The sequence below is a fragment of the Streptomyces sp. SAS_270 genome (assembly GCF_052543295.1).
This window is the reverse complement of record NZ_JBMNDS010000080.1, coordinates 1-19,318: the sequence shown is the minus strand read 5'-3', so window position 1 is coordinate 19,318 and position 19,318 is coordinate 1. Positions and strand designations below refer to the sequence as shown.

Here is a 19,318-nt window from a genome sequence, read left to right as displayed (position 1 = left end):
GGCGTTCTCAGTCCACGAACTCCTTGAGTGGCTCGGTGTCGAGGGTGATGTTCACCGGCTCGGGCAGCTTCACGGCAGCACCGAACGGCAGCTTTTCCTCGTGCCGGTAGCGACCACCCTCCGGCTGGTTGAATACGACGACCGAGCCGTCGTCACGGTCGATGAGGAGATAGACCGGGATACCGGCAGCTGCATAGCCGTCCGGCTTGTCCACCCGGTCGCGCTGGTTGATGTCGGAGTCGTACGAGGTGACCTCCACGGCCATCAGAGCACCCTCGGCTTCCGACCATTCGCCATGCCCCTTGAGGCCTCCTACAGGTACGAGAACGCCATCCGCACGGGCGCGTCCCTTGCGGTACTGCTCCGTCTTCAGGCCGCTCTCCGAGTGGAGCCACAGATCGGGGCGATGCTGCATACACACCCGTTGCAGCCACGCGATCATCTCGCGATGGTTGCCGTCCGCCATGGGCTTGACCGCTACCTTTCCGTTGATGAACTCCAGCCACACGGTGTCCGGGGCATGGCGCTCCAACTCCTCGAAGTCCTCGACGGACATCTGCGGCTGGTGCTCGGTCCTGGGGGTCATGGCGTCGCCTCCTTGACTCCATGGTGCCCTGACCGGCACGTCCTGCACGCTCACCGCAGCCCTGCCGCGCGGCGCAGGGCGTTGACGCGGTCGGTGACGTCGATGACCTCGTCGGCGCCGGGCAGACCGTTGACTCGGGGGCCGGGGAGGAACGTCTCCGGGACGGCCCCGTAAACGCGCACCGGCCCTTCCGCCTCGATCTCGGCGAGGCACTCCCGGCACAGCCCGCTGACGATCTCCGTCGTCCGCTCGTCCGCGTCGCACAGACCACACGCCATGATCACGCGGGACACCTGGGCACGACGGGCGGCCTTCTGCCGTACCTTCGCCTTCTTCGGGGGCATCTTCGACTCCAATCGATTGCGGGCGAGTCCGCCCGGGTTGCTGACGGCGGGCGGTAGCCCGTCGGTCAGGGCCTTGGTGATGTCGTGCGGGGTCGCACCACGAGAGAGCCACTCCGCTGCTCTGGGTTCGAGGGCACGGCAGTCGGATGCGGACAGGGGCATACGGGGGTCGGTGGCGCGGAGTTCGGCGAGGGTGCGGTAGGCCTCGCTGGGCTCGTCGGCCTGCTCGGGAGCCGCTTCGTGCGGCTCGACCTGCTCGACCTGCTCGGCCTGTTCGGGCTGTTCGGGCTGTTCGGCTTGCGGGGGTGCTTCCTCAACTCGGGCCAGGCCCGGTTGGTAGTCCTCGGTGACGTCCTTGCCGTCCAGCTCGCGGGCGAAATTCGCCCACCACTCCAGTGACCTGGGCGTACGAGACCAATACGTACGCGTCACCCACCGCATCGAGTTGTCCTCGACCGTGATGTGTTCCTTGATCCAGCGGAGATGGCCGGCGAGCGTGATGCGGCCGAGTGACGAGCGTGATGCCTGCTGGCCGTAGCGGGGGTGTTCCGCCGCGATCGCCTTGTGGCCCATCGCGTGGCCCTCTTCGAGGTGGTCGACGAAGACGGCGATTTCACGGTCTTGGGGGCTCAGGTGTGCGAAGTCCGGGTCCGCGTGCGGGTCTTCGTCACCTGCGGCGCGTTTTCCATAGCCCGTTTTGGCCATGGGATGCGACGGGGACGGCAGGGCAGGGCTAGGCTGGGCGTAAGCCACGATCGAGTCCTCTTCGATCCGTAGGTCAGGCCCCGGAGCCGGTGTTCGTAGCACCGACCGGGGCCGAACTATTTGCTTGTTTGCCGCGAACCTAGGGCGGCTTTACCTTCCGACGCAAGCCGATCACGGAACGTCACCCTTTCGGGTTACGACGGCTCAACTCACGTACAGACTTGGTTGGTTGGGTTGGATTTCAACCAGCCCAGAAACCCAAAAGCCCAATGGAGGAGCTCGGAGCCCGGGGCTCAAGCTCCGGGCTGAACTGCGGAAATGAACGCGGCCCAGGCGGGGGCGGTGAGGTGAAGTTCGGGGCCCGAGGGGTTCTTGGAGTCTCGGACATGGATGGCGGCGGCGAACGCGACTTCGACGCAGGCGCCGCCTTCGTTGTCGCTGTAGCTCGACTTGAACCAAGACAGAGCTACTTCGACGCAGGCTCCGCCCTCGTCATCGCTGTAGCTCGACTTGAACCACGCCAGCTGGTCACTCATGACGATCCACCACCATCCGCTCGATGAAAGGGGCTGACTCAGCGGGGCTGAGTGCCTGCGCGCGGATCATGCTAAGCCGCTGGTTCACGCGGCTGACAACCTCTAGGTCTGTCGAAAGCTCGCTGGCGAACGGTCCCTCTGTGAAGGCGAACCGTTCGTGGTCACGGGTCTCCAGCAGCACCATTGGCCCCATGAGCGCGTCGCTGATGGCCCGTTCGAAGGGAAGCACCTGCAATGCGACATTCCGGAAGCGCGAGACCTCCACCAGCCAGCGAAGCTGTTCGGCGTTCACCTGCGGGCTGTACAGGGCGGGTTCGAAGAGGACAAAGCTGATGGCCACGGGCGGCTTCCGCTGGGTGAGGATGTCCTGCCGCTCCATACGCGCCTCGACTCTCTCCTCCACCATCTCCACATCCAGAGGCGGGATGCGGTTCGCAATCAACGACCGCGTGTACTCCTTCGTTTGCAACAGCCCTGGGATCAGCGTGGTTTCGTACCACCAGAGACTGGTCGCTTCCCGTTCGCGCTCCATGAAGTTCTGGGCCCGCGCCGGGAACGGCTCCCGCCTCAGGTACTCCTTGGCCGCGCTCAACAACCCCTCTGCCTGGCACAACTCGTCCGCCGCGTCCAACACGCGTGGTGTCGGCATCCGTACGCCCTGCTCCATCGACTTGATTGTGTCGGGGGAGTAGTTGGAGGCGGCGGCGAGTTCCTCGCGGCTCACGTTCGCCTTGGTGCGCCAGCGCTTCATCTGGTTGCCCGTGTAGCGCCAGGCAACCGGCGCCTGGGAATTCGAGTTGTACTGGCCCGACACAGCACGCACCTCCGACCGATACAACCCGGCGTGTATCACCTCAGTCGCTACCGAGCGTAGCCCCCTGACCGCCACCGTGTGACCATGACCAACGCAATTCACGACGCCGACTGGCAGCCCGACTGGGTCCCCGCCTCCGGGCATCAACTCCGGGTGACCGGTGTCCACTTCGACGCCGTACGGATCGAGGGTGTACGAGGGGAGCTGGTCGCTGCCCGGCTCATCGAGATCGCCGACGGGGACGCGGGGCCCGTCGTCTGTGAGGCGACCGGGCTCCGGTGGATGTACTTCCTGCTCGCACCCGGCGAGGTGCGCAGGCACGAGTGGCCGCTCGGGGTGCAGCGGTTCGGTGGGGCGGGGTGCCGGACCATCACGTACATCGGGATCCCCGCGCTGGACGGCAACACCTGGCCACTGCGGTGGTACTCCGAGCCGACGCCCGAATCGCCATACGTGGACGCGGAGTTGCTCAGGGCCGTCGCCGGGGATTGATCACGGCTGCCCGGGCGGGAAGGATGCCGGGCGTGACCGGTGGGTGGGCGGGCGAGGCGTTGCTGACGGGGATCGTGCTGCTCGGGTCCTGTGTGCAGTGGCTGACCGGGATGGGGTTCGCGCTGGTGGCCGTGCCCGCGCTGGTGCTCGTACTCGGTCCGGCCGAAGGGGTCGTACTCGCCAACTGTGTGGCGGGGGCGATCAGTTGTGTCGGGCTCGCGGGCGGCTGGCGACGGGTGCGGCTCGGCGCGATGGTGCCGCTGTGCGCCGCCGCCGCGTGCACCGTGCCGCTGGGGAGCTGGGTGGCGCGGCGGCTGCCCGAGTCGGTGCTGCTGGTGGGCATGGGGCTGCTGGTGTGCGTGGCCGTGGTCGTGGTGATGCGGGGCGTACGGGCGCCCGCACTGCGGGGCGGCCGGGGCGCGGTCGTCGCGGGAGCCGCCGGCGGGTTCATGAACTCTGCGGCGGGGGTGGGCGGCCCGCCCGTGTCCCTGTACGCCGTCAACGCGGGCTGGACCGTACGGGAGTTCGTGCCGAACGCGCAGTTCTACGGCGTACTCGTCAACGCGTTCTCCGTGGCCTCCAACGGCCTCCCCCGGCTCGGTGCCCCGGTGTGGGGGCTGGCCGTGGCAGCCATGGCAGTGGGGGCCGGGATCGGAAAGGTGCTCGCGGAGCGCGTGCCGGAGCGGCGGGCCCGGCAGCTTGTGCTGTTGCTGGCGTTGGGGGGTGGGGCCAGCACCCTGGGCAAAGGGCTGTGGGGGCTGTGAGCCGTACTAAGGCTTGGCGGGGCCGTCGGTGGCTTCGGTGCCCTGCTCGTATGCAGCTTCGAGTCGGAGGAGTGCCTCCTCGGACAGGTCTCGGACGGCGTCTCCCATGCCCTCCAACAGGCCGAACAACATGATGGACAGCGGATGTTCATCGCCGAGGTCCGAGAACATGTCCACGATGAGGCTCTGCAACCGCTCGCTGTAGCGCTCGTCGCGCGTGGCCGTGTAGACCTGCATCAGCGCTACGCGCGCGGCGGCGGTGTCGCCGTGATCCTCACCGAGTACGCGGACACAGGTGGCGACGTACGCCTCCGCCTGTGCCACATCCTCCGCGGAGGCCCGGGGCAGCTGCGGCGGCGTGGCGGCCACGGTCTGCTCGACGAAGTCACGCATCACCGTGCCGAGGTCCTCGCGGCTCCCCAGACCGCCGAGAAGTCCCCTTACCAGGTCACCGACCGGGGCGCCCAGGAAGTCGGGTGCCTGAGCCAGCATGATGGCCATGGCCTGCGCGGAAAGCGTCTCGGGGTGCTCAGCACCCAGCGCGCGCTCACAGTCGGCGAGCAGTTCCTGCATCATGGCGCGCGACCGCGCCAGGTCACCGGTCTCGACGATCTGCAACACCAGCGAGTTGCGTGCCGCGAAGGTCCGGGGATCGTCCTCGCCCAGCACGCGTGAGCACTCGGCGATGACCTCCTCGGTCAGTCGGAGCGCCCGCTCCACATCCCCCGCGAGCGCGGCCGTCTTGGACGCGTTCATGAGCGCCGAGAGCGTCACCTCGTGGTCGTCGCCCAGGACCCTGCGACAGGTGGCGAGTGTCTCCTCGGCCATCGTGGTGGCCTGCGCGACGTCGCCGTTCATCCGGTGGGCGTGAGTGAGCTCGGTCCGTGCCTCCAGGGTTTCCACCGCCTCGGTGCCGTGCAGCCGTACGCAGTCGGCCTCGGCCCGGCGCAGCAGGTCGAGCGCACGGGGAGCGAGGCGGGTCGCGACGGAGAGCATGTGGTTGCCCGCCCTCGTGAGCAGCCGCGCCATCGCCGCCGTGTCCGTCTCGGGCGGCGCGGACTCGGCCAGCGCCTCGACATGCGGCAGCAGGGCACGCATGACCGGCCAGGCGGCCGGATCCCGGGTGTCCGCGGGCAGCGCCCCCGCCAGTGCGTCCATCGCCGTCGCGCGGGCCCGCGCGATCGTTTCGGCGCTTCGGTGCCGACCGTCGTCCGCAGTGCGCGACACAGCCTGCACCAACCGGTGCACGGACACCGTGTCCTCGTGCAACGTGATCATGCTGTGTGCCTTGAGCCGCCCGAGGGCCGTGCGTACGGCGTAGGAAGGGCCAAGGGCGTTGAGGAGCGAGCGGGGGGCGCCGTCGGAGGCGTACCAGGCGAGGACCAGGAGGATCGTGCCGGCCAGCGGGTCGTCGGCGAGCCGGTCCAGGGTCAGGTGCCAGATGCGGGCGACGGTGCGCTCGTTGTCACCGCCCTCGTCCGTGGCGGCGTACATGTGGGCGGGGTGGGCGGTCAGTTCGGCGAGGTACTCGCGGGCCGTGCTGCTGGTCTGCTCGCAGTACGCGGCCGCCTGCGCGACCGCCAGCGGAAGACAGCCCAGCTCCTCGCAGACTTCGGCGACCCCCTCACGGCCGGTGTCGGCCCCGCCCCGCTTCCGGGTGAACAGGTCCACCGCGTCCTCGACGGACAGGACGTCGAGGGAGACGGGCTCGGCGATGCCCTGCCAGCCTCCCGCACGGCGGCTGGTGATCAGGAACCGGCCCGAAGCCGCCCTGGCCAGAAGGGGTTTGATGTCCGCCGGGTCGGCGACGTTGTCGAGGACGAGCAGCCAGCCGGTATGCGAGGAGAGCCACTGCAGGGCCCACTCGGCCAACTGCTCCTGGGGCAGCAGCGTGACCAGGGCGGGCCGCAGGGCGGCCGTGAGACCGGCGAGGCCGGCGTCGACCGCGTCGCGGCTGTCGGCGGTGATCCACCACACCGGCGCGTGGTCCCTGGCGAAGCCGGACGCCCAGCGGGCGGCGAGCGTGGACTTGCCGATGCCACCGAGCCCGTGCACCGCATGCACGACGGCCTGACCCGGGGCGTTCAACGCGGCGTCCAGCAGCGCGAGTTCCCGGCCGCGACCCACGAACAGCGCCGCCCGCTCAGGGATGTTGGCCAAGTCCTTCGGGCAGTCGACGGATTCGGGCGACGGGTACGCCTCCGGTGACAGCATCGTCAGCGTGTCGGCGTCGATGTGCAGGCCGACCGCACCCTGCCCGGTGATCGCCTGGGCAATGTTCCCGCCGGCGGCGACGGCGGACTCGCCGGATGCCGCCACACCGGGCCGTCGCTCGAACAGGGAACTCATGGGCACATCATGACCCGCGGGCGAACCGGACGTCAGGCGAGTGCGGAGAGTCGAGCAGCGGACCTGAGGGCCCGGCTGCTCGCCGCCCGCACCCCAATTCCCGGCTACGGCTGAACTGCTCCGGCCGGTCGGGCTACTTGACCGTCCGCAACCCCAGCGGGCCCGCGATCTCCTCCGCCATGACCTTGCCCGCTGCCTCTTCGAGGGCCTCCTCGCCGAGGTCCTGGTCGGTGTCGAGGCCGTCCAGCTCCTCCAGGGGCTGGTTCAGGCGGACGTGGGCGACCAGGGACTGAAGGGCGCGGAGGGTGGCCGAGGCGGTGGAGCCCCAGTTGGAGAAGTACGAGAACTGCCACCACCACATGGCCTCGGTGGTGCGGCCCGCGCGGTAGTGGGCCATGCCGTGGCGCAGGTCGGCGATCACGTCCGCCAGGTCGTCCGAGATCCGGGCCGGGACCGGCGCCTTGCGGGGCTCGTACGGGTCGAAGACCTCGGAGTAGACGTCGATCGGTTCGAGCATGACCGCCAGGCGCTCGCGGAGCTCGTCGACATCCGGCTCCGGGCCCAGGTCGGGCTCGTACCGCTCGTCCGGGACGATGTCCTCGTGCGCGCCCAGACGGCCGCCGGCCAGCAGGAGCTGGGAGACCTCGAGGAGCAGGAAGGGCACGGCCGAGTCCGGCTCGTCGCCCTTGGCGATCTCGGCGACCGCGACGAGGAAGCTCGCGACCTGGTCCGCGATCTGGACCGCGAAGTCGTCCGGGTCCTGACCGGTCTCGTGCAGCGTGGCGTCAGACATCTAGGAGTCGTCTCCCCTCGAAGGCGCGGCCGAGTGTGACCTCGTCCGCGTATTCCAGGTCGCCACCCACCGGGAGGCCGCTGGCCAGGCGGGTGACCTTGAGGCCCATGGGCTTGATCATGCGGGCGAGGTACGTGGCCGTGGCCTCGCCCTCCAGGTTCGGGTCCGTGGCCAGGATCAGCTCGGTGACCGTGCCGTCCGCCAGGCGGGCCAGGAGTTCCCTTATACGGAGATCGTCCGGGCCCACGCCCTCGATGGGGCTGATCGCGCCGCCGAGCACGTGGTACTTGCCGCGGAACTCGCGGGTCCGCTCGACGGCGACGACGTCCTTGGGTTCCTCGACCACGCAGATGACGGAGAGGTCGCGGCGCGGGTCGCGGCAGATGTTGCACAGCTCTTCCTGCGCCACGTTCCCGCAGGTCGCGCAGAAGCGGACCTTCGCCTTGACCTCCATGAGGCACTGCGCGAGCCGGCGGACGTCCGTCGGCTCGGCCTGCAGGATGTGGAAGGCGATCCGCTGCGCGCTCTTGGGACCGACGCCGGGCAACCGCCCCAGTTCGTCGATGAGGTCCTGGACCACGCCTTCGTACACGGACTGCCACCCTTTCCTGTTCCTGGAGTCCTTCGGTACATCCGGTCAGTACGTACGGTAGTTGGCCGCCGCCCGTCTTAGAAAGGCAGGCCCGGGATGCCGCTGCCGCCGCCGAGACCCTGGGCGAGCGGGCCGAGCTTCTGCTGCTGGAGCGCCTGGGCGTTCTCGTTCGCCGCCTGGACCGCCGCGACGACCAGATCCGCGAGGGTCTCGGTGTCCTCCGGGTCCACGGCCTTCGGGTCGATGACCAGGCCGCGCAGCTCGCCCGAGCCCGTCACCGTGGCCTTGACCAGGCCGCCGCCCGCCTGTCCTTCGACCTCGGTGCGCGCCAGTTCCTCCTGCGCGTTCGCGAGGTCCTGCTGCATCTTCTGGGCCTGCTGGAGCAGCTGCTGCATGTTGGGCTGGCCACCACCGGGAATCACGATCAGCTCCTGGTTTCGTACGGCTGTGTGGACGGACTTTTCCCGTCAGCCCGAGCCTACGTGGTTGACGGGCCCATCGCCCAAGCACTCTTTCGAGTGAGGACCTGGTCAGGCCTATACCTGATCAAGACCCTCGTCCAGGCGTAAAAGTGGCGAAAACCGGTCCATCGCCACCCATTGGGCGGTAGGAAGGGGGCGGCGCTTCAGCACCAGGCGTCACGCAGGCTTCACGGGCCGTCACGCAATGTCGTCAGTAGGGAGTGCCGGGTGAACCAGCCGGAGATGCAGCCCGAGGGGCCGCTCCAGGACGGTGACGGACGGGACGGCGGTGGGGCGGGTCCGCGGCCGGGAGTGCCGGGGCTGCCCGGCATTCCGGGGGCTGCGGGTGACCTGACCGGCCGGCCGTTTCCGCTCGGCGACTGGGGGGAGCCCGCCGAGCGGCTTCACGAGCTGTACCGGTGGGTGGAGCGGGGGGCTCTCGGCACCGCTGAGTGGTACCTCGCCGACCGGGTCTGGAAGCGGCGGGGTGCGCGGGTGCTGCGCGGCGGGGCGGCGCTCGGGGCGGTCGCCGGAGCCGCGCTGCCGCTGATCGACCTCACCGGCGTGGTCGGCGGGGTCGCGGCCTGGGGATATCTGGCGCTGCTGCTCGCGGTCGCGTGCGTGGCCGGTGACCGGTTCTTCGGGGTCACCTCCGGGTGGATAAGGGACGTGGCCACCGCGCAGGCCGTGCAGCGGCGGCTCCAGGTGCTCCAGTTCGACTGGGCGAGCGAGAGTGTGCGGGAGGTGCTGGGGCCCGCCGAGGGGACCGCGGGTGAGGCGGCGGAGCGGTGTCTCGGGGTGCTGCGGCGGTTCTCCGAGGACGTGACGGAGCTGGTGCGGGCGGAGACGGCGGACTGGATGGTGGAGTTCCGAACGGGGGCTGCGCCGCTGGGGTTGCAGTCGTCGGTGGTCGCTCCCCGGGGGGAGGGTTCCCTCCCGCCCGGGCGGTTTCCGCTGCCGCCGGGGGCTCGGCCGAACATGCCTCGGCAGCGGCCGCCGGAGCCGCGGTGACGCCGGGTCCTGTGGCCCGGGGTCCCGTCCCTGGGGGGGGGGGGGGGGGGGGGGGGGGGGGGGGGGGGGGGGGGGGGGGGGGGGGGGGGGGGGGGGGGGGGGGGGGGGGGGCCCCGTCCCTGGGGGCTCCCCCCCCAGGCCCCCGGTCGCCCTGAACGGGCTTGTCCTCAAACGCCGGACGGGCTGAAAAACCTCGCCCGGCCGGAGCTGGAAGGCGCGAACCCAGCAGGTGGGAATACCGGTCAGCCGGACTTCGTGTACGTGAGTGACTCGATGGAGTTCTTCGTCACGCGGTGCAGGCGGCCGTCCGGGAGGAGGGTGACCTCGGAGGCCTGGCCCGGGCTGCAGGTGGGGGCCTCGCCGACGGTGACGGTGGAGGGGCCGATCTCCAGGGGGCCGTCGCCGGTCGGGGCCTCGGCCAACTCGGCCTGGAAGACGCAGTGGTAGCTGCCGCCGTCCTTCGTGGGGCCGTCGGCCGTGACCGAGACGACCGTGTCGCCGACCTCGCCCTGCTGGATGACCAGCTTGCGGGTGCTGTGCCCGGTGTCGTTGTCGATGGTCCCCTGCCAGGTGCCGAGGTAGCCCGTCGGGATCTTCCCGTCCTGCGGCGGCTGAGTAGTGGTGGGCGGCGTCGTCGTCGGACTCGTGGGCGAGGGCTCAGGCGTGGTCGGGCCCGGTGTCGTCGGGGCCGTGGTGGTCGGGCCGGGGTTTGCCTCGTCGCCCTTCCCGTCGTCCCGCATCAGCGCGTACACCGAACCGCCCGCGCCGAGCGCGACGATCAGCGCCACGACGATCAGCACCGCCGTGGAACGACCGTTCCGGCGCGGCGGCTCCGGCTGCCCGGCGGGGGCGACTCCCGGACCGTAGGGGGGTGTTGTGCCGGGCCCGTACGGCGGGGTCGAGCCGAGGGCGGGACCGTACCCCGGGGTCGGGGCGGCGCCCCAGCCGGCCTGCGGGTAGCCGTACGCGGGGTGGACCGGCGGCGACTGCGGGTGCTGCTGGGGATAGCCGTAGGCGGGGTGCACGGGGCCGGGGCCCGCCGCGGGCGGGGTGGCCGGCGGCGGGGGCTGGCTCGTGCCCGAGATCATCGTCGGCAGGTGGTCCAGCGACGCCGGCGGCCCCGGCGGAAGCGCGGGCGGGCCGTCGTCGGCGGAGGCCGCAGCGTGCTCCGGGGAGGCCTCGGGGGCGTCCTGTACCGAAGCGGCGGGAGCGGCGGTGGACGGGGGCTTGGACAGGTCCGTGGGCGGCGGGGCGGCGGGAAGCGCGAGCCGCTCCGGCGGGGCGGGCTCGTCCGGATCCTCCGTGTCCAGCAACTGCACGGCGTGCCGCCCCAGTTGGGCCACCAACGCGCTCGGCAGCCACGGATCGCGGGTCCGCCCGTCCGAGACGGTGTCCTCCGCGCCCGTCCGCTCCAGGATGTCCTCAAGCGTGGGCCGCCCGGCGGGATCCTTGCGCAGGCACTCCCGTACGAGGTCGGTGAGGCCCTCCGGCAGGTTCGTCAGGTCGGGCTCCTCCTGCGCGATGCGGAACATCAGCGCGTGCACCCCGCTGTTGGCCGCCCCGAAGGGAAGGGCGCCCGTGGCGGCGTAGGAGAGGACCGAGCCCAGGCAGAAGATGTCGCACGCGGGCGTGATCCGGTCGCCGCGGACCTGCTCGGGCGCCATGAACCCGGGCGAGCCGACGAGCGCACCGGTGCGGGTGAGGCCGCCGTCGGTCACCGTCTCCAGGGCGCGTGCGATGCCGAAGTCGATGACGCGCGGGCCGTCGATCGTGACCAGCACGTTGGAGGGCTTGAGGTCACGGTGGATGAGCCCGGCGGAGTGGATGTCCTGGAGTGCGTGCGCGAGACCGGCGGCGAGGATGCGCACCGAGCGCTCGGGCAGGGCGCCGTGGTCGTGGCCCACGACGGCCTGGAGGGAGGGCCCGGCGACGTAGCCGGTGGCCACCCACGGGATGTGGGCCTCGGTGTCGGCGTCGAGGACGGGCGCGGTCCAGTAGCCGCCGACCCTCCGCGCGGCCTGTACCTCCTGCCGGAAGCGGGCCCGGAACTCCTCCTGCTCGGCGAGTTCCTCGCGCACCAGCTTGACCGCGACGGTACGTCCGCGGTCGGACCGCGCCAGGTACACGTGGCCCATGCCGCCCGCGCCCAGCCGCGCCAGCAGCCGATACGCGCCGATTCGCTGCGGATCCCCCGGCCCAAGCTTCTCCATCGCTGCGCCACCCTCCCCCGTACGTGTGCAACAGATCGAGGATAGTGCGGCTCCCCGGGGAGGTGGGTGGGGCGGTGTCTACGGTTCCGTAACAGGCTTCGGTCCCTCCGTGACCTCGTCGAGCACCGCCGACAGCCGCTCCAGCACCCGTACCGTCTCCGCGAACGCGGGCTCGCCGAGCGCCTCCGCCAGGCGGTCGGCGAGGGCCGCGTGGCCGGGGCCGATCCTCGCGATCGCGGCGCGGCCCTGCTCGGTCGGCGTGAGGAGCTTGGCTCGGCGGTGGGCGGGGTTGGGCAGGTACTCGGCCAGCCCCTCCCGCACCAGCAGGTCGGCGACCCGCTGCACGCCCTGCCGGGTCATGCCCATGACGCGGGCGATCCCGGAGACGGGCAGCGGCTCGCGCAGCACCGCGCCGAGCACCTGCCACCAGGCCGCGGTGAGCCCGGCCGGGCGGGCCAACTCCTCGGACACGGCGAGCAGTTGGCCGTTGAGCCGGAAGACGCCGAGTGCGGTGCGGCTGAGCAGGTCCTGACGCTCGCGGCTCACCGAGCCGCCTGCTGGAGCACGGCGAAGGCCTCGGCGTCCGAGTCGTGGTGGAGCCGGTACCAGGCGTCCAGCACCTCACCGTCGTACACGCCGAGCAGGCGGAAGACCTCGCGGGCGAAGGCGACGGGTTCGGTCGGGCCCGCGGTGACCAGGTTCCCGTCGGTGACGGCGTCGGTGTCGACGTAGCGCTCGGCGCCCTTGTACGCGGTGGCGGCGAGGTAGAACGACACCGCGCTGGTGTGGTCGCGGTCGTCGAGCAGACCCTCCCGGGCGAGCCCGGCGGTCGCTCCGCAGATCGCGGCGACGGGCGTGCCCGCGTCGAGGAACGCGCGGGCCCTGCGGGCGAAGGGGGCGAGGTCGTCGCCCGCGTCCCAGAGGTCGGCGCCGGGCAGGATCAGCAGCGCGCTCTCCTGCGGCTCCACGTCGTCCAGCGCGAGGTCGGGCTCGACGCGCAGGCCGCCGATGCTCGTCACCGGTGCGCGGGTGGGGCCGACGGTCCGGATCTCGTAGCCCGCGCGGGCCAGGTAGGCGGTCGTGTGCCCCGTCTCCCAGTCGGCGAAGGTGTCGTACACGGCGAGATGCACGGGCTTGCGGTTCGCGGTCACTGTGCTCATCGCTCCTCCTCGGGCAGACCTGCATTCGATGACAACATGCTGTCATTTCGACAGCATGTTGTCAATGGCGCGCAGGGGACCCTGGCTGTCCCGACCCACCACGCGACAACCTGTCGCGGAAACCCCCCGACCGCAGACAGGACGCCGATATCGCGTCCGTATCGCGGACATTTACGCTCGGGCGCATGACCCCTCAGCCCAACCCCCAGGCCGGCGCCGCCGTGAAGGCCGCGGACCGTGCGCATGTGTTCCACTCCTGGTCCGCGCAGGAGCTCATCGACCCGCTCGCCGTCGCCGGCGCGGAGGGGTCGTACTTCTGGGACTACGAAGGCAAGCGGTATCTGGACTTCACCAGTGGGCTCGTCTTCACCAACATCGGGTACCAGCACCCGAAGGTCGTCGCCGCGATCCAGGAGCAGGCCGCAACCCTGACCACCTTCGCGCCCGCCTTCGCCGTCGAGGCCCGCTCGGAGGCGGCCCGGCTGATCGCCGAGCGGACCCCTGGCGACCTGGACAAGATCTTCTTCACCAACGGCGGCGCGGAGGCCGTGGAGAACGCCACCCGGATGGCCCGGCTGCACACCGGCCGCCCGAAGGTGCTCTCCGCCTACCGCTCGTACCACGGCGCCACCTCCACCGCGATCAACCTCACCGGTGACCCGCGGCGCTGGCCGAACGACAGCGGCGCGGCCGGGGTCGTGCACTTCTGGGCGCCCTTCCTCTACCGCAGCCCCTTCCACTCCGAGACGGAGCAGCAGGAGTCCGAGCGGGCGCTGCAGCACCTTGAGGACACCATCGTCTTCGAGGGCGCGGCCACCATCGCCGCGATCATCCTGGAGACCATCCCGGGGACGGCCGGGATCATGACCCCGCCGCCGGGCTACCTCACCGGCGTCCGCGAGATCTGCGACCGCTACGGCATCGTGCTGATCCTCGACGAGGTCATGGCCGGGTTCGGGCGGACCGGCAAGTGGTTCGCCGCCGACCACTTCGACGTCGTACCGGACCTGATGACCTTCGCGAAGGGCGTGAACTCCGGATACGTGCCGCTCGGCGGTGTCGCCATCTCCGGCGCCATCGCGGAGACGTTCGCCAAGCGGCCCTACCCGGGCGGGCTCACCTACTCCGGGCACCCGCTCGCCTGCGCGGCCGCCGTCGCCACCATCAACGTGATGGAGGACGAGGACATCGTCGGGCAGGCCGCGCGCATCGGCGAGAGCGTGCTCGGCCCCGGGCTGCGCGCCCTGGCCGAGCGGCACCCCAGCGTGGGCGAGGTCCGCGGCACCGGTGTCTTCTGGGCGCTGGAGCTGGTGAAGAACCGGGAGACCCGGGAGCCGCTGGTGCCGTACAACGCGGCGGGGGCCGACAACGCGCCGATGGCCGCGTTCGGGGCGGCGGCGAAGGCCCACGGACTGTGGCCCTTCATCAACATGAACCGTACGCACGTCGTGCCGCCGTGCAACGTCTCCGAGGCCGAGGCCAAGGAAGGGCTCGCGGCCCTGGACGAGGCCCTGTCCGTGGCGGACGAGCACACGGTGTGACCCGTCCCCGCCCGCTCACCCTCCGGACAGGCTGACAGCCGGTCCCGGGAACCCCACCGCGTATGGTGACGTGCTCGTAGATACAGGCAAGCGCCGACGACCACGTATCCGTACGCGATGGGGGAGCGACACACCATGCCCGGCACCGGTACCGGCGGCAATGGCGCCGTAACCCGTAGCACCCTGCGGCAGCAGATCGCGGACGCACTCCGTGACGAGGTGCTGGCAGGCCGGCTCCAGCCGGGCCAGGAGTTCACGGTGAAGGAGATCGCCGAGCAGTACGGCGTCTCCGCGACGCCCGTCCGCGAGGCCCTGGTCGACCTGTCGGCGCAGGGCCTCCTGGACTCCGTCCAGCACCGCGGCTTCCAGGTCCACGAGTACTCGCTCGGCGACTACCGCGACATGATCGAGGCCCGCAGCCTGGTCACCGACGGCATCTTCCGCAGCGCCCGGGCGCAGCAGCTGGACGACCCCCGCATCGCGGCCGCCCTCGGCGGGGTCCGGCGGCGCGGCGAGGAGGCCCAGCGCGCGGCCGGCGCCGGCGACCTGAACATCCTCATCGGCTACGACCTCCGCTTCTGGCGCGAGCTCAGCGGCCTCTTCGGCAACCCCTACCTCTCCGACTTCCTGCACCGCCTGCGCGTGCAGTCCTGGGTGTGCGCGGTGCAGCACCTGCGCCTGGTGACCGACCTGAAGGGCCGGCTCTGGTCGCAGCACACGGAACTGGTGGACGCCCTCGTGGACCGGGACGCGGAGGGGGCGCACGCGATCGTGGCCGCCTACAACGCGCACTCGCTCGCCCTCATCGAGCGGCTGGCCGCCCCCTCCGCGGGGCCCGCCGGTGGGGAATCCGCGGAAATCGACGGATCCGCCGGATGAGCGCGACCGCCGCTTCCGACGTCATAGAGGACATGCCGGCCACCGCCCTCGACCTGACGGTCGTCGTTCCCGCGTACAACGAGGAGCAGCGCCTCGCGCCGACGCTGGAGGCGATCACCGCCTACCTCCACGACACCGAGGCCGAGTGGGAGCTGATCGTCGTCGACGACGGCTCCACGGACGGCACCCGCGACGTCGTCACCGCCGCGTCCGCCCGCGACCCGCGCATCCAGCTCGTCACCAGCCCCCGCAACCGCGGCAAGGGGCATGCCCTGCGCCTCGGCGTCGCCGCCTCCTACGGCCGCCGGGTGCTGGTCACCGACGCCGACCTGGCTGCGCCCATCGAGGAGCTGGAGCGGCTCGACAAGGCGCTGGCCGACGGTCAGGCGGCGGCGATCGGCTCGCGCGCGACGGCGGGCGCGACGATAGAGACGCACCAGCACCGGCTGCGCGAGTTCCTCGGCCGCGCCGGGAACTTCCTGATACGCAGCGTCGCGGTGCCCGGCATACGCGACACCCAGTGCGGCTTCAAGCTCTTCGACGGCGACCGCGCCCGCGAGGCGTTCGCCGCGTCCCGGCTCAACGGCTGGGGCATAGACGTGGAGGTCCTCCAGCACTTCCGCCGCTCCGGCTGGTCCGTGGCCGAGGTCCCGGTCCGCTGGGCGCACCAGCCCGGCTCGAAGGTACGGCCCCTCGACTACGGCCGCGTCCTCGCCGAACTGACCCTCCTCAAGATCCGCTCGGTACGCCGCGCCGACGTCCTCGCGGTCACCCTCTTCCTCCTGATGGCCGTGGCCCTCTACTCCGGCCGCTGGACGGACCCCGGCAACCGCTACCTCCCCGACTCCCTCCAGGACCAGAACCAGTGGGAGTGGTTCTTCGCGGTGACCGCGGACAACGTCAGCCACTTCCGCAACCCGCTCTTCACCACCCTCCAGGGCTTCCCCGACGGCGTGAACCTCATGGCCAACACGGTCATGCTGGGCCTGTCGGTGCCCTTCGCGCCGGTCACCCTGCTCTTCGGCCCGGCGGTCTCGCTCACCCTGGTGATGACGCTGGGCCTGGCCGCGACGGCCGCCGCCTGGTACTGGCTGGTCGTGAAAAGGGTCGTACGCCACCGGGTCGCGGCCTTCTTCGGCGCGGCCCTCGCGGCCTTCGCTCCCCCGATGGTCAGCCACGCCAACGCCCACCCGAACTTCATGATCCTGTTCATGGTCCCGCTGATCATCGACCGGGCGCTGCGGCTGTGCGCGGGCACCCGGGTGGTGCGCGACGGGGTCGTGCTCGGGCTGATGGCGGCGTACCAGATCTTCCTCGGCGAGGAGCCGCTGCTGCTCGCCGCGATGGGGCTGCTGCTCTTCACGCTCGGCTACGCGGCCGTGCGCAGGGATGTCGCGAAGGAGTCCTGGCGCCCGCTGCTGAACGGTCTGGCGATCGCCGGAGCCGTCTGTCTGCCCCTCGTCCTGTTCCCCCTGTACTGGCAGTTCGCGGGGCCGCAGAGCTACAAGAGCGTGCTGCACGGCGACAACGCCGGCAACAGCCCCCTCGCCCTCCTCTCCTTCGCCGAGCGCTCGCTCGTCGCCGGGAACGCGGAGACGGCGAACGCGCTCTCCCTCAACCCCACCGAGCAGAACGCCTTCTACGGCTGGCCGCTCGCCGTGTTCACCTTCGCGGTCGTCATACGGCTGTGGGACCAGGCCCTCGTCAAGGCGCTCGCCTTCACGACGCTCGCGGCGGCCTTCCTCTCGCTCGGCCCCAAGTTCCGCATCCCGCTGACGGACGTGGTGCTGCCGGGCCCCTGGGCGCTGCTCGCGCACAAGCCGCTCTTCGAGTCGGTGATCGAGGGACGGGTCGCGATGATCTGCGCGCCCGCCCTGGGCATGCTGGTCGCGATCGCGATCGAACGCCTGGTCAGGGTGCGTGGCCTCGGCACGCAGTACGTCGGCCTCGTCGCCGTCGCGGCCGCGCTGATCCCGCTCGTTCCCGCACCCCTCAAGGCCGTGGACCGCGTGGCCGTGCCCGACTTCATCGCCGACGGGACGTGGAAGGCGTACGTCGGCGAGGGCGAGTCGCTCGTCCCGGTGCCTGTGCCCGACCCGGGCAACGCGGAGGCGCTGCACTGGCAGACCGCGGCGGACCTGGGCTTCTCGCTGCCCGGCGGCTACTTCAACGGCCCCTACGGCAAGGATCGCATCGGCATCTACGGCGCCGCGCCCCGCTACACCTCCAACCTCCTGCGCGACGTCCGCTACACCGGCGTCCCCCCGGTCATCGGCAAGAACTGGCGGGCCCAGGCGAAGCGCGACTTCGCCTTCTGGAAGGCGGGCGCGCTGGTGCTGGCCCCGCAGCCGAACGACGCGGTGCTGCGCAAGGCGGTGGACCAGTTGGTGGGGCGGCCCGGGAAGTGGGTCGACGGGGTGTGGGTATGGGACCTGCACGCGGGGAACTGAGCGCGTAGAAGCCGAACCCGAGCACATCCGAGGGGGGACGGGATGCGCCCCGCACGCATTACGCTGCCCTGACCGATATGCCGTCCAAGGAGCTAGAGGAGCTGTCAGTTGGCCTGTGACCTGTGGCTGGTCCCGCTCGTCGACGTGTTGTGCCACACGCCGGACAACCCGTTCGCCGACGAACTCGCGCTCTACAACAAGGCGCTGGCCGAGGCCGGCCTGCCGCCGGTACCGGTGTACCAGTACATGCCGGGGCTGTCCGGCGAGGTCGCCCCGGTCGCGGGCTTCGACTACGACGCGCTGCACTTCCTGCGCCGGGCGTACCTGCTGCAGATGTGCGGCCTGGCGGTGACGCCGGTGGACGAACTCGGCGGCGACTACGAACAGTTGCTGGAGATGTTCGAGACGAACGCCCAGCAGTCGCACCTGGTCTGGCACTACGACCACGCGGGTGCCTACGTCCCGGTGGACTTCCCGCACCCCCTCGCCAACGACGATCTCCTCGCGGGCGGCGGCCCCTTGGGCTCCTCCCAGACGCTGCTGCGCGAACTCGAGTTCGTGGCCCCGTCGATCGGCATAGACCCGGCGAACCCGCCCGTGCCCCCGCAGCCCCCGGCCGCCCCCACGGCCCTGGAGGAACCGGCGGCTCCCGCCCCGTACGACTCCAGCCCGTTCGCCCGCGAGCGCCACGTCTGGCTCGGCCTGCACGCGGCGGCGACACGGAGCCTGGCGCAAGGATCGATGATCATCTTCAGCTAGGGGGCTTCTGCACCGACTGCGAGACGTTCCCGCCCGCCCGTACGGCATCCGCGATCAACTGCCGTACCGGGCGCGGAGGGGCGGTCAGCAGTCCCGGCAGGTCGCTCGCGCCGCCGTCCGCCGCAAGCCACCCGGCCTTGAGGTTGGCGAACACCGAGACGGCGTGGCCGACCTGGTAGGGCAGCAGACCGCTGCGCGTGAGCGCGGCGCGCGTCGCACCCAGCGGCGCCGACTCGTAGCGCACCGCACGGCCCAGCTCGCGGGCCAGCACCTCCGCGATGTCGTCGCCGTGCAGCGCGTCGACGCCCTCCAGCTCGTAGACGCGTCCGGCGTGACGTCCGGGGGTCCCGGTGGTGAGGTCGGCGTGGGCCTCCAGCGCCACCCGGGCCGCGACGTCGGCGAGGTCCTCGCGGGCCACCACCGAGATACGGCCGTCGCCGAACGGCGCGCTGAACACGCCTGTCCCGGCGGCCGGTCCGGCGCCCGCGACGGCGAGCCCGACCGGCACCTCCACGTACAGCCCGTTGCGCAGCACAGTGGTGGCGAACGGGGCCGCGGCCAGCCGTTCCTCCGTCCAGCGGTGCGGGACGGCGATGGTGAGGCGCTCTCCGGAACCGGCCAGGCTGGTGTAGATCACATGCCGGACCCCGGCCGCGGCGGCCGCGTCCACGACCGCGCCGTGCCGGGCCAGAACCACGTCGTCCTCGGCGTACCCGGCCGAGACGAACACCAGGACGTCGACGCCCGCGAAGCCGTCTGCCAGGGACGCCGGATCGTCGAAGTCGATACGCCGCTCACCCGAGCCGGGCGCCGGGGAACGCGTCCCCGCGACGACCTCAAGGCCGCCCGGCAGCGGGGGGGGGGGGGAGGGT

General features: G+C 71.3%; 19 protein-coding genes. 7 read left to right on the top strand and 12 right to left on the bottom strand.

Annotated elements, in window-relative coordinates; genetic code table 11:
- Nucleotides 1-7: 7 nt before the first annotated feature.
- From ACN6LB_RS36805 to ACN6LB_RS36790, 4 genes are all read right to left on the bottom strand, one after another.
- Complete coding sequence (locus ACN6LB_RS36805) at nt 8-586, bottom strand: Uma2 family endonuclease (RefSeq protein WP_445029652.1); 579 nt, start codon at nt 584-586, stop codon at nt 8-10.
- Nucleotides 587-636: 50 nt separating this feature from the next.
- Entirely contained in the window at nt 637-1,635 is a 999-nt protein-coding gene (locus ACN6LB_RS36800) for a hypothetical protein (RefSeq protein WP_445029651.1), read from the bottom strand.
- 293 nt (nt 1,636-1,928) lie between these two features.
- Nucleotides 1,929-2,171, bottom strand: a complete 243-nt coding sequence (locus ACN6LB_RS36795; RefSeq protein WP_445029650.1) for a DUF397 domain-containing protein — start codon at nt 2,169-2,171, stop codon at nt 1,929-1,931.
- Nucleotides 2,164-2,985 carry a helix-turn-helix domain-containing protein gene (locus ACN6LB_RS36790; RefSeq protein ID WP_445029649.1) on the bottom strand — a complete coding sequence of 274 codons (822 nt, stop codon included), beginning with the start codon at nt 2,983-2,985 and terminating at the stop codon, nt 2,164-2,166. Before ACN6LB_RS36790 ends, ACN6LB_RS36795 begins: the two co-directional genes overlap by 8 nt.
- Before the next feature lie 78 nt (nt 2,986-3,063).
- On the opposite strand from ACN6LB_RS36790, the gene ACN6LB_RS36785 reads away from it, so the two are divergent.
- Together ACN6LB_RS36785 and ACN6LB_RS36780 are read left to right on the top strand one after the other, a co-directional pair.
- Nucleotides 3,064-3,477: a hypothetical protein gene (locus ACN6LB_RS36785; protein WP_445029648.1), complete on the top strand. Its 414-nt coding sequence runs from the start codon at nt 3,064-3,066 to the stop codon at nt 3,475-3,477.
- A 32-nt stretch (nt 3,478-3,509) separates the two neighbouring features.
- A complete protein-coding gene (locus ACN6LB_RS36780) occupies nt 3,510-4,241 on the top strand; it encodes a TSUP family transporter (RefSeq protein WP_445029647.1) in 732 nt (243 codons plus the stop codon).
- Nucleotides 4,242-4,247: 6 nt separating this feature from the next.
- Here the strand turns inward: ACN6LB_RS36780 and fxsT are convergent, their stop codons facing one another.
- The 4 genes from fxsT to ACN6LB_RS36760 all read right to left on the bottom strand — a co-directional run bounded on the left by fxsT (nt 4,248) and on the right by ACN6LB_RS36760 (nt 8,397).
- Complete coding sequence (gene fxsT / locus ACN6LB_RS36775; protein WP_445029646.1) at nt 4,248-6,590, bottom strand: FxSxx-COOH system tetratricopeptide repeat protein; 2,343 nt, start codon at nt 6,588-6,590, stop codon at nt 4,248-4,250.
- A 133-nt stretch (nt 6,591-6,723) separates the two neighbouring features.
- A complete protein-coding gene (locus ACN6LB_RS36770; RefSeq protein WP_356133868.1) occupies nt 6,724-7,383 on the bottom strand; it encodes a DUF5063 domain-containing protein in 660 nt (219 codons plus the stop codon).
- The gene (recR, locus tag ACN6LB_RS36765) at nt 7,376-7,975 is read right to left on the bottom strand and encodes a recombination mediator RecR (RefSeq protein ID WP_356133870.1); all 600 of its coding nucleotides are present in this window, start codon (nt 7,973-7,975) and stop codon (nt 7,376-7,378) included. The genes ACN6LB_RS36770 and recR overlap by 8 nt, the downstream gene beginning before the upstream one ends.
- Nucleotides 7,976-8,052: 77 nt before the next feature.
- Nucleotides 8,053-8,397: a YbaB/EbfC family nucleoid-associated protein gene (locus tag ACN6LB_RS36760; RefSeq protein ID WP_356133872.1), complete on the bottom strand. Its 345-nt coding sequence runs from the start codon at nt 8,395-8,397 to the stop codon at nt 8,053-8,055.
- Nucleotides 8,398-8,664: 267 nt separating this feature from the next.
- On the opposite strand from ACN6LB_RS36760, the gene ACN6LB_RS36755 reads away from it, so the two are divergent.
- Nucleotides 8,665-9,447, top strand: coding sequence for an SLATT domain-containing protein (locus tag ACN6LB_RS36755; protein WP_445029645.1), 783 nt, complete (start codon nt 8,665-8,667; stop codon nt 9,445-9,447).
- A gap of 242 nt (nt 9,448-9,689) precedes the next feature.
- On the opposite strand, the gene ACN6LB_RS36750 is transcribed toward ACN6LB_RS36755, so the two are convergent.
- The 3 genes from ACN6LB_RS36750 to ACN6LB_RS36740 all read right to left on the bottom strand — a co-directional run bounded on the left by ACN6LB_RS36750 (nt 9,690) and on the right by ACN6LB_RS36740 (nt 12,817).
- Nucleotides 9,690-11,657, bottom strand: coding sequence for a protein kinase domain-containing protein (locus ACN6LB_RS36750; RefSeq protein ID WP_445029644.1), 1,968 nt, complete (start codon nt 11,655-11,657; stop codon nt 9,690-9,692).
- Nucleotides 11,658-11,735: 78 nt separating this feature from the next.
- Nucleotides 11,736-12,203, bottom strand: a complete 468-nt coding sequence (locus tag ACN6LB_RS36745) for a MarR family winged helix-turn-helix transcriptional regulator (protein ID WP_445029643.1) — start codon at nt 12,201-12,203, stop codon at nt 11,736-11,738.
- Nucleotides 12,200-12,817, bottom strand: a complete 618-nt coding sequence (locus tag ACN6LB_RS36740; RefSeq protein WP_445029642.1) for a type 1 glutamine amidotransferase family protein — start codon at nt 12,815-12,817, stop codon at nt 12,200-12,202. Before ACN6LB_RS36740 ends, ACN6LB_RS36745 begins: the two co-directional genes overlap by 4 nt.
- Before the next feature lie 185 nt (nt 12,818-13,002).
- On the opposite strand from ACN6LB_RS36740, the gene ACN6LB_RS36735 reads away from it, so the two are divergent.
- The 4 genes from ACN6LB_RS36735 to ACN6LB_RS36720 all read left to right on the top strand — a co-directional run bounded on the left by ACN6LB_RS36735 (nt 13,003) and on the right by ACN6LB_RS36720 (nt 18,446).
- Nucleotides 13,003-14,358, top strand: coding sequence for an aspartate aminotransferase family protein (locus tag ACN6LB_RS36735; RefSeq protein ID WP_356133882.1), 1,356 nt, complete (start codon nt 13,003-13,005; stop codon nt 14,356-14,358).
- A gap of 135 nt (nt 14,359-14,493) precedes the next feature.
- Nucleotides 14,494-15,237, top strand: a complete 744-nt coding sequence (locus ACN6LB_RS36730) for a GntR family transcriptional regulator (RefSeq protein ID WP_356133885.1) — start codon at nt 14,494-14,496, stop codon at nt 15,235-15,237.
- Entirely contained in the window at nt 15,234-17,687 is a 2,454-nt protein-coding gene (locus tag ACN6LB_RS36725; protein ID WP_445029641.1) for a dolichyl-phosphate beta-glucosyltransferase, read from the top strand. Before ACN6LB_RS36730 ends, ACN6LB_RS36725 begins: the two co-directional genes overlap by 4 nt.
- Before the next feature lie 108 nt (nt 17,688-17,795).
- Nucleotides 17,796-18,446 (top strand): hypothetical protein, encoded by a 651-nt coding sequence (locus ACN6LB_RS36720; protein ID WP_356133890.1) that lies wholly within the window; start codon nt 17,796-17,798, stop codon nt 18,444-18,446.
- Here ACN6LB_RS36720 and ACN6LB_RS36715 read toward each other — a convergent pair.
- Nucleotides 18,439-19,318: NmrA family NAD(P)-binding protein (locus ACN6LB_RS36715; RefSeq protein ID WP_445029640.1), on the bottom strand; the 880-nt coding region annotated here is incomplete at its 5' end. The genes ACN6LB_RS36720 and ACN6LB_RS36715 overlap by 8 nt on opposite strands.

Coding starts and splice junctions, on each gene's coding strand:
- ACN6LB_RS36805 (WP_445029652.1), bottom strand. CDS start 586: ATGACCCCCAGGACCGAGCACCAGCCGCAGATGTCCGTCGAGGACTTC.
- ACN6LB_RS36800 (WP_445029651.1), bottom strand. CDS start 1,635: ATGGCCAAAACGGGCTATGGAAAACGCGCCGCAGGTGACGAAGACCCG.
- ACN6LB_RS36795 (WP_445029650.1), bottom strand. CDS start 2,171: ATGAGTGACCAGCTGGCGTGGTTCAAGTCGAGCTACAGCGATGACGAG.
- fxsT (WP_445029646.1), bottom strand. CDS start 6,590: ATGAGTTCCCTGTTCGAGCGACGGCCCGGTGTGGCGGCATCCGGCGAG.
- ACN6LB_RS36770 (WP_356133868.1), bottom strand. CDS start 7,383: ATGTCTGACGCCACGCTGCACGAGACCGGTCAGGACCCGGACGACTTC.
- ACN6LB_RS36750 (WP_445029644.1), bottom strand. CDS start 11,657: ATGGAGAAGCTTGGGCCGGGGGATCCGCAGCGAATCGGCGCGTATCGG.
- ACN6LB_RS36740 (WP_445029642.1), bottom strand. CDS start 12,817: ATGAGCACAGTGACCGCGAACCGCAAGCCCGTGCATCTCGCCGTGTAC.
- ACN6LB_RS36735 (WP_356133882.1), top strand. CDS start 13,003: ATGACCCCTCAGCCCAACCCCCAGGCCGGCGCCGCCGTGAAGGCCGCG.
- ACN6LB_RS36730 (WP_356133885.1), top strand. CDS start 14,494: ATGCCCGGCACCGGTACCGGCGGCAATGGCGCCGTAACCCGTAGCACC.
- ACN6LB_RS36725 (WP_445029641.1), top strand. CDS start 15,234: ATGAGCGCGACCGCCGCTTCCGACGTCATAGAGGACATGCCGGCCACC.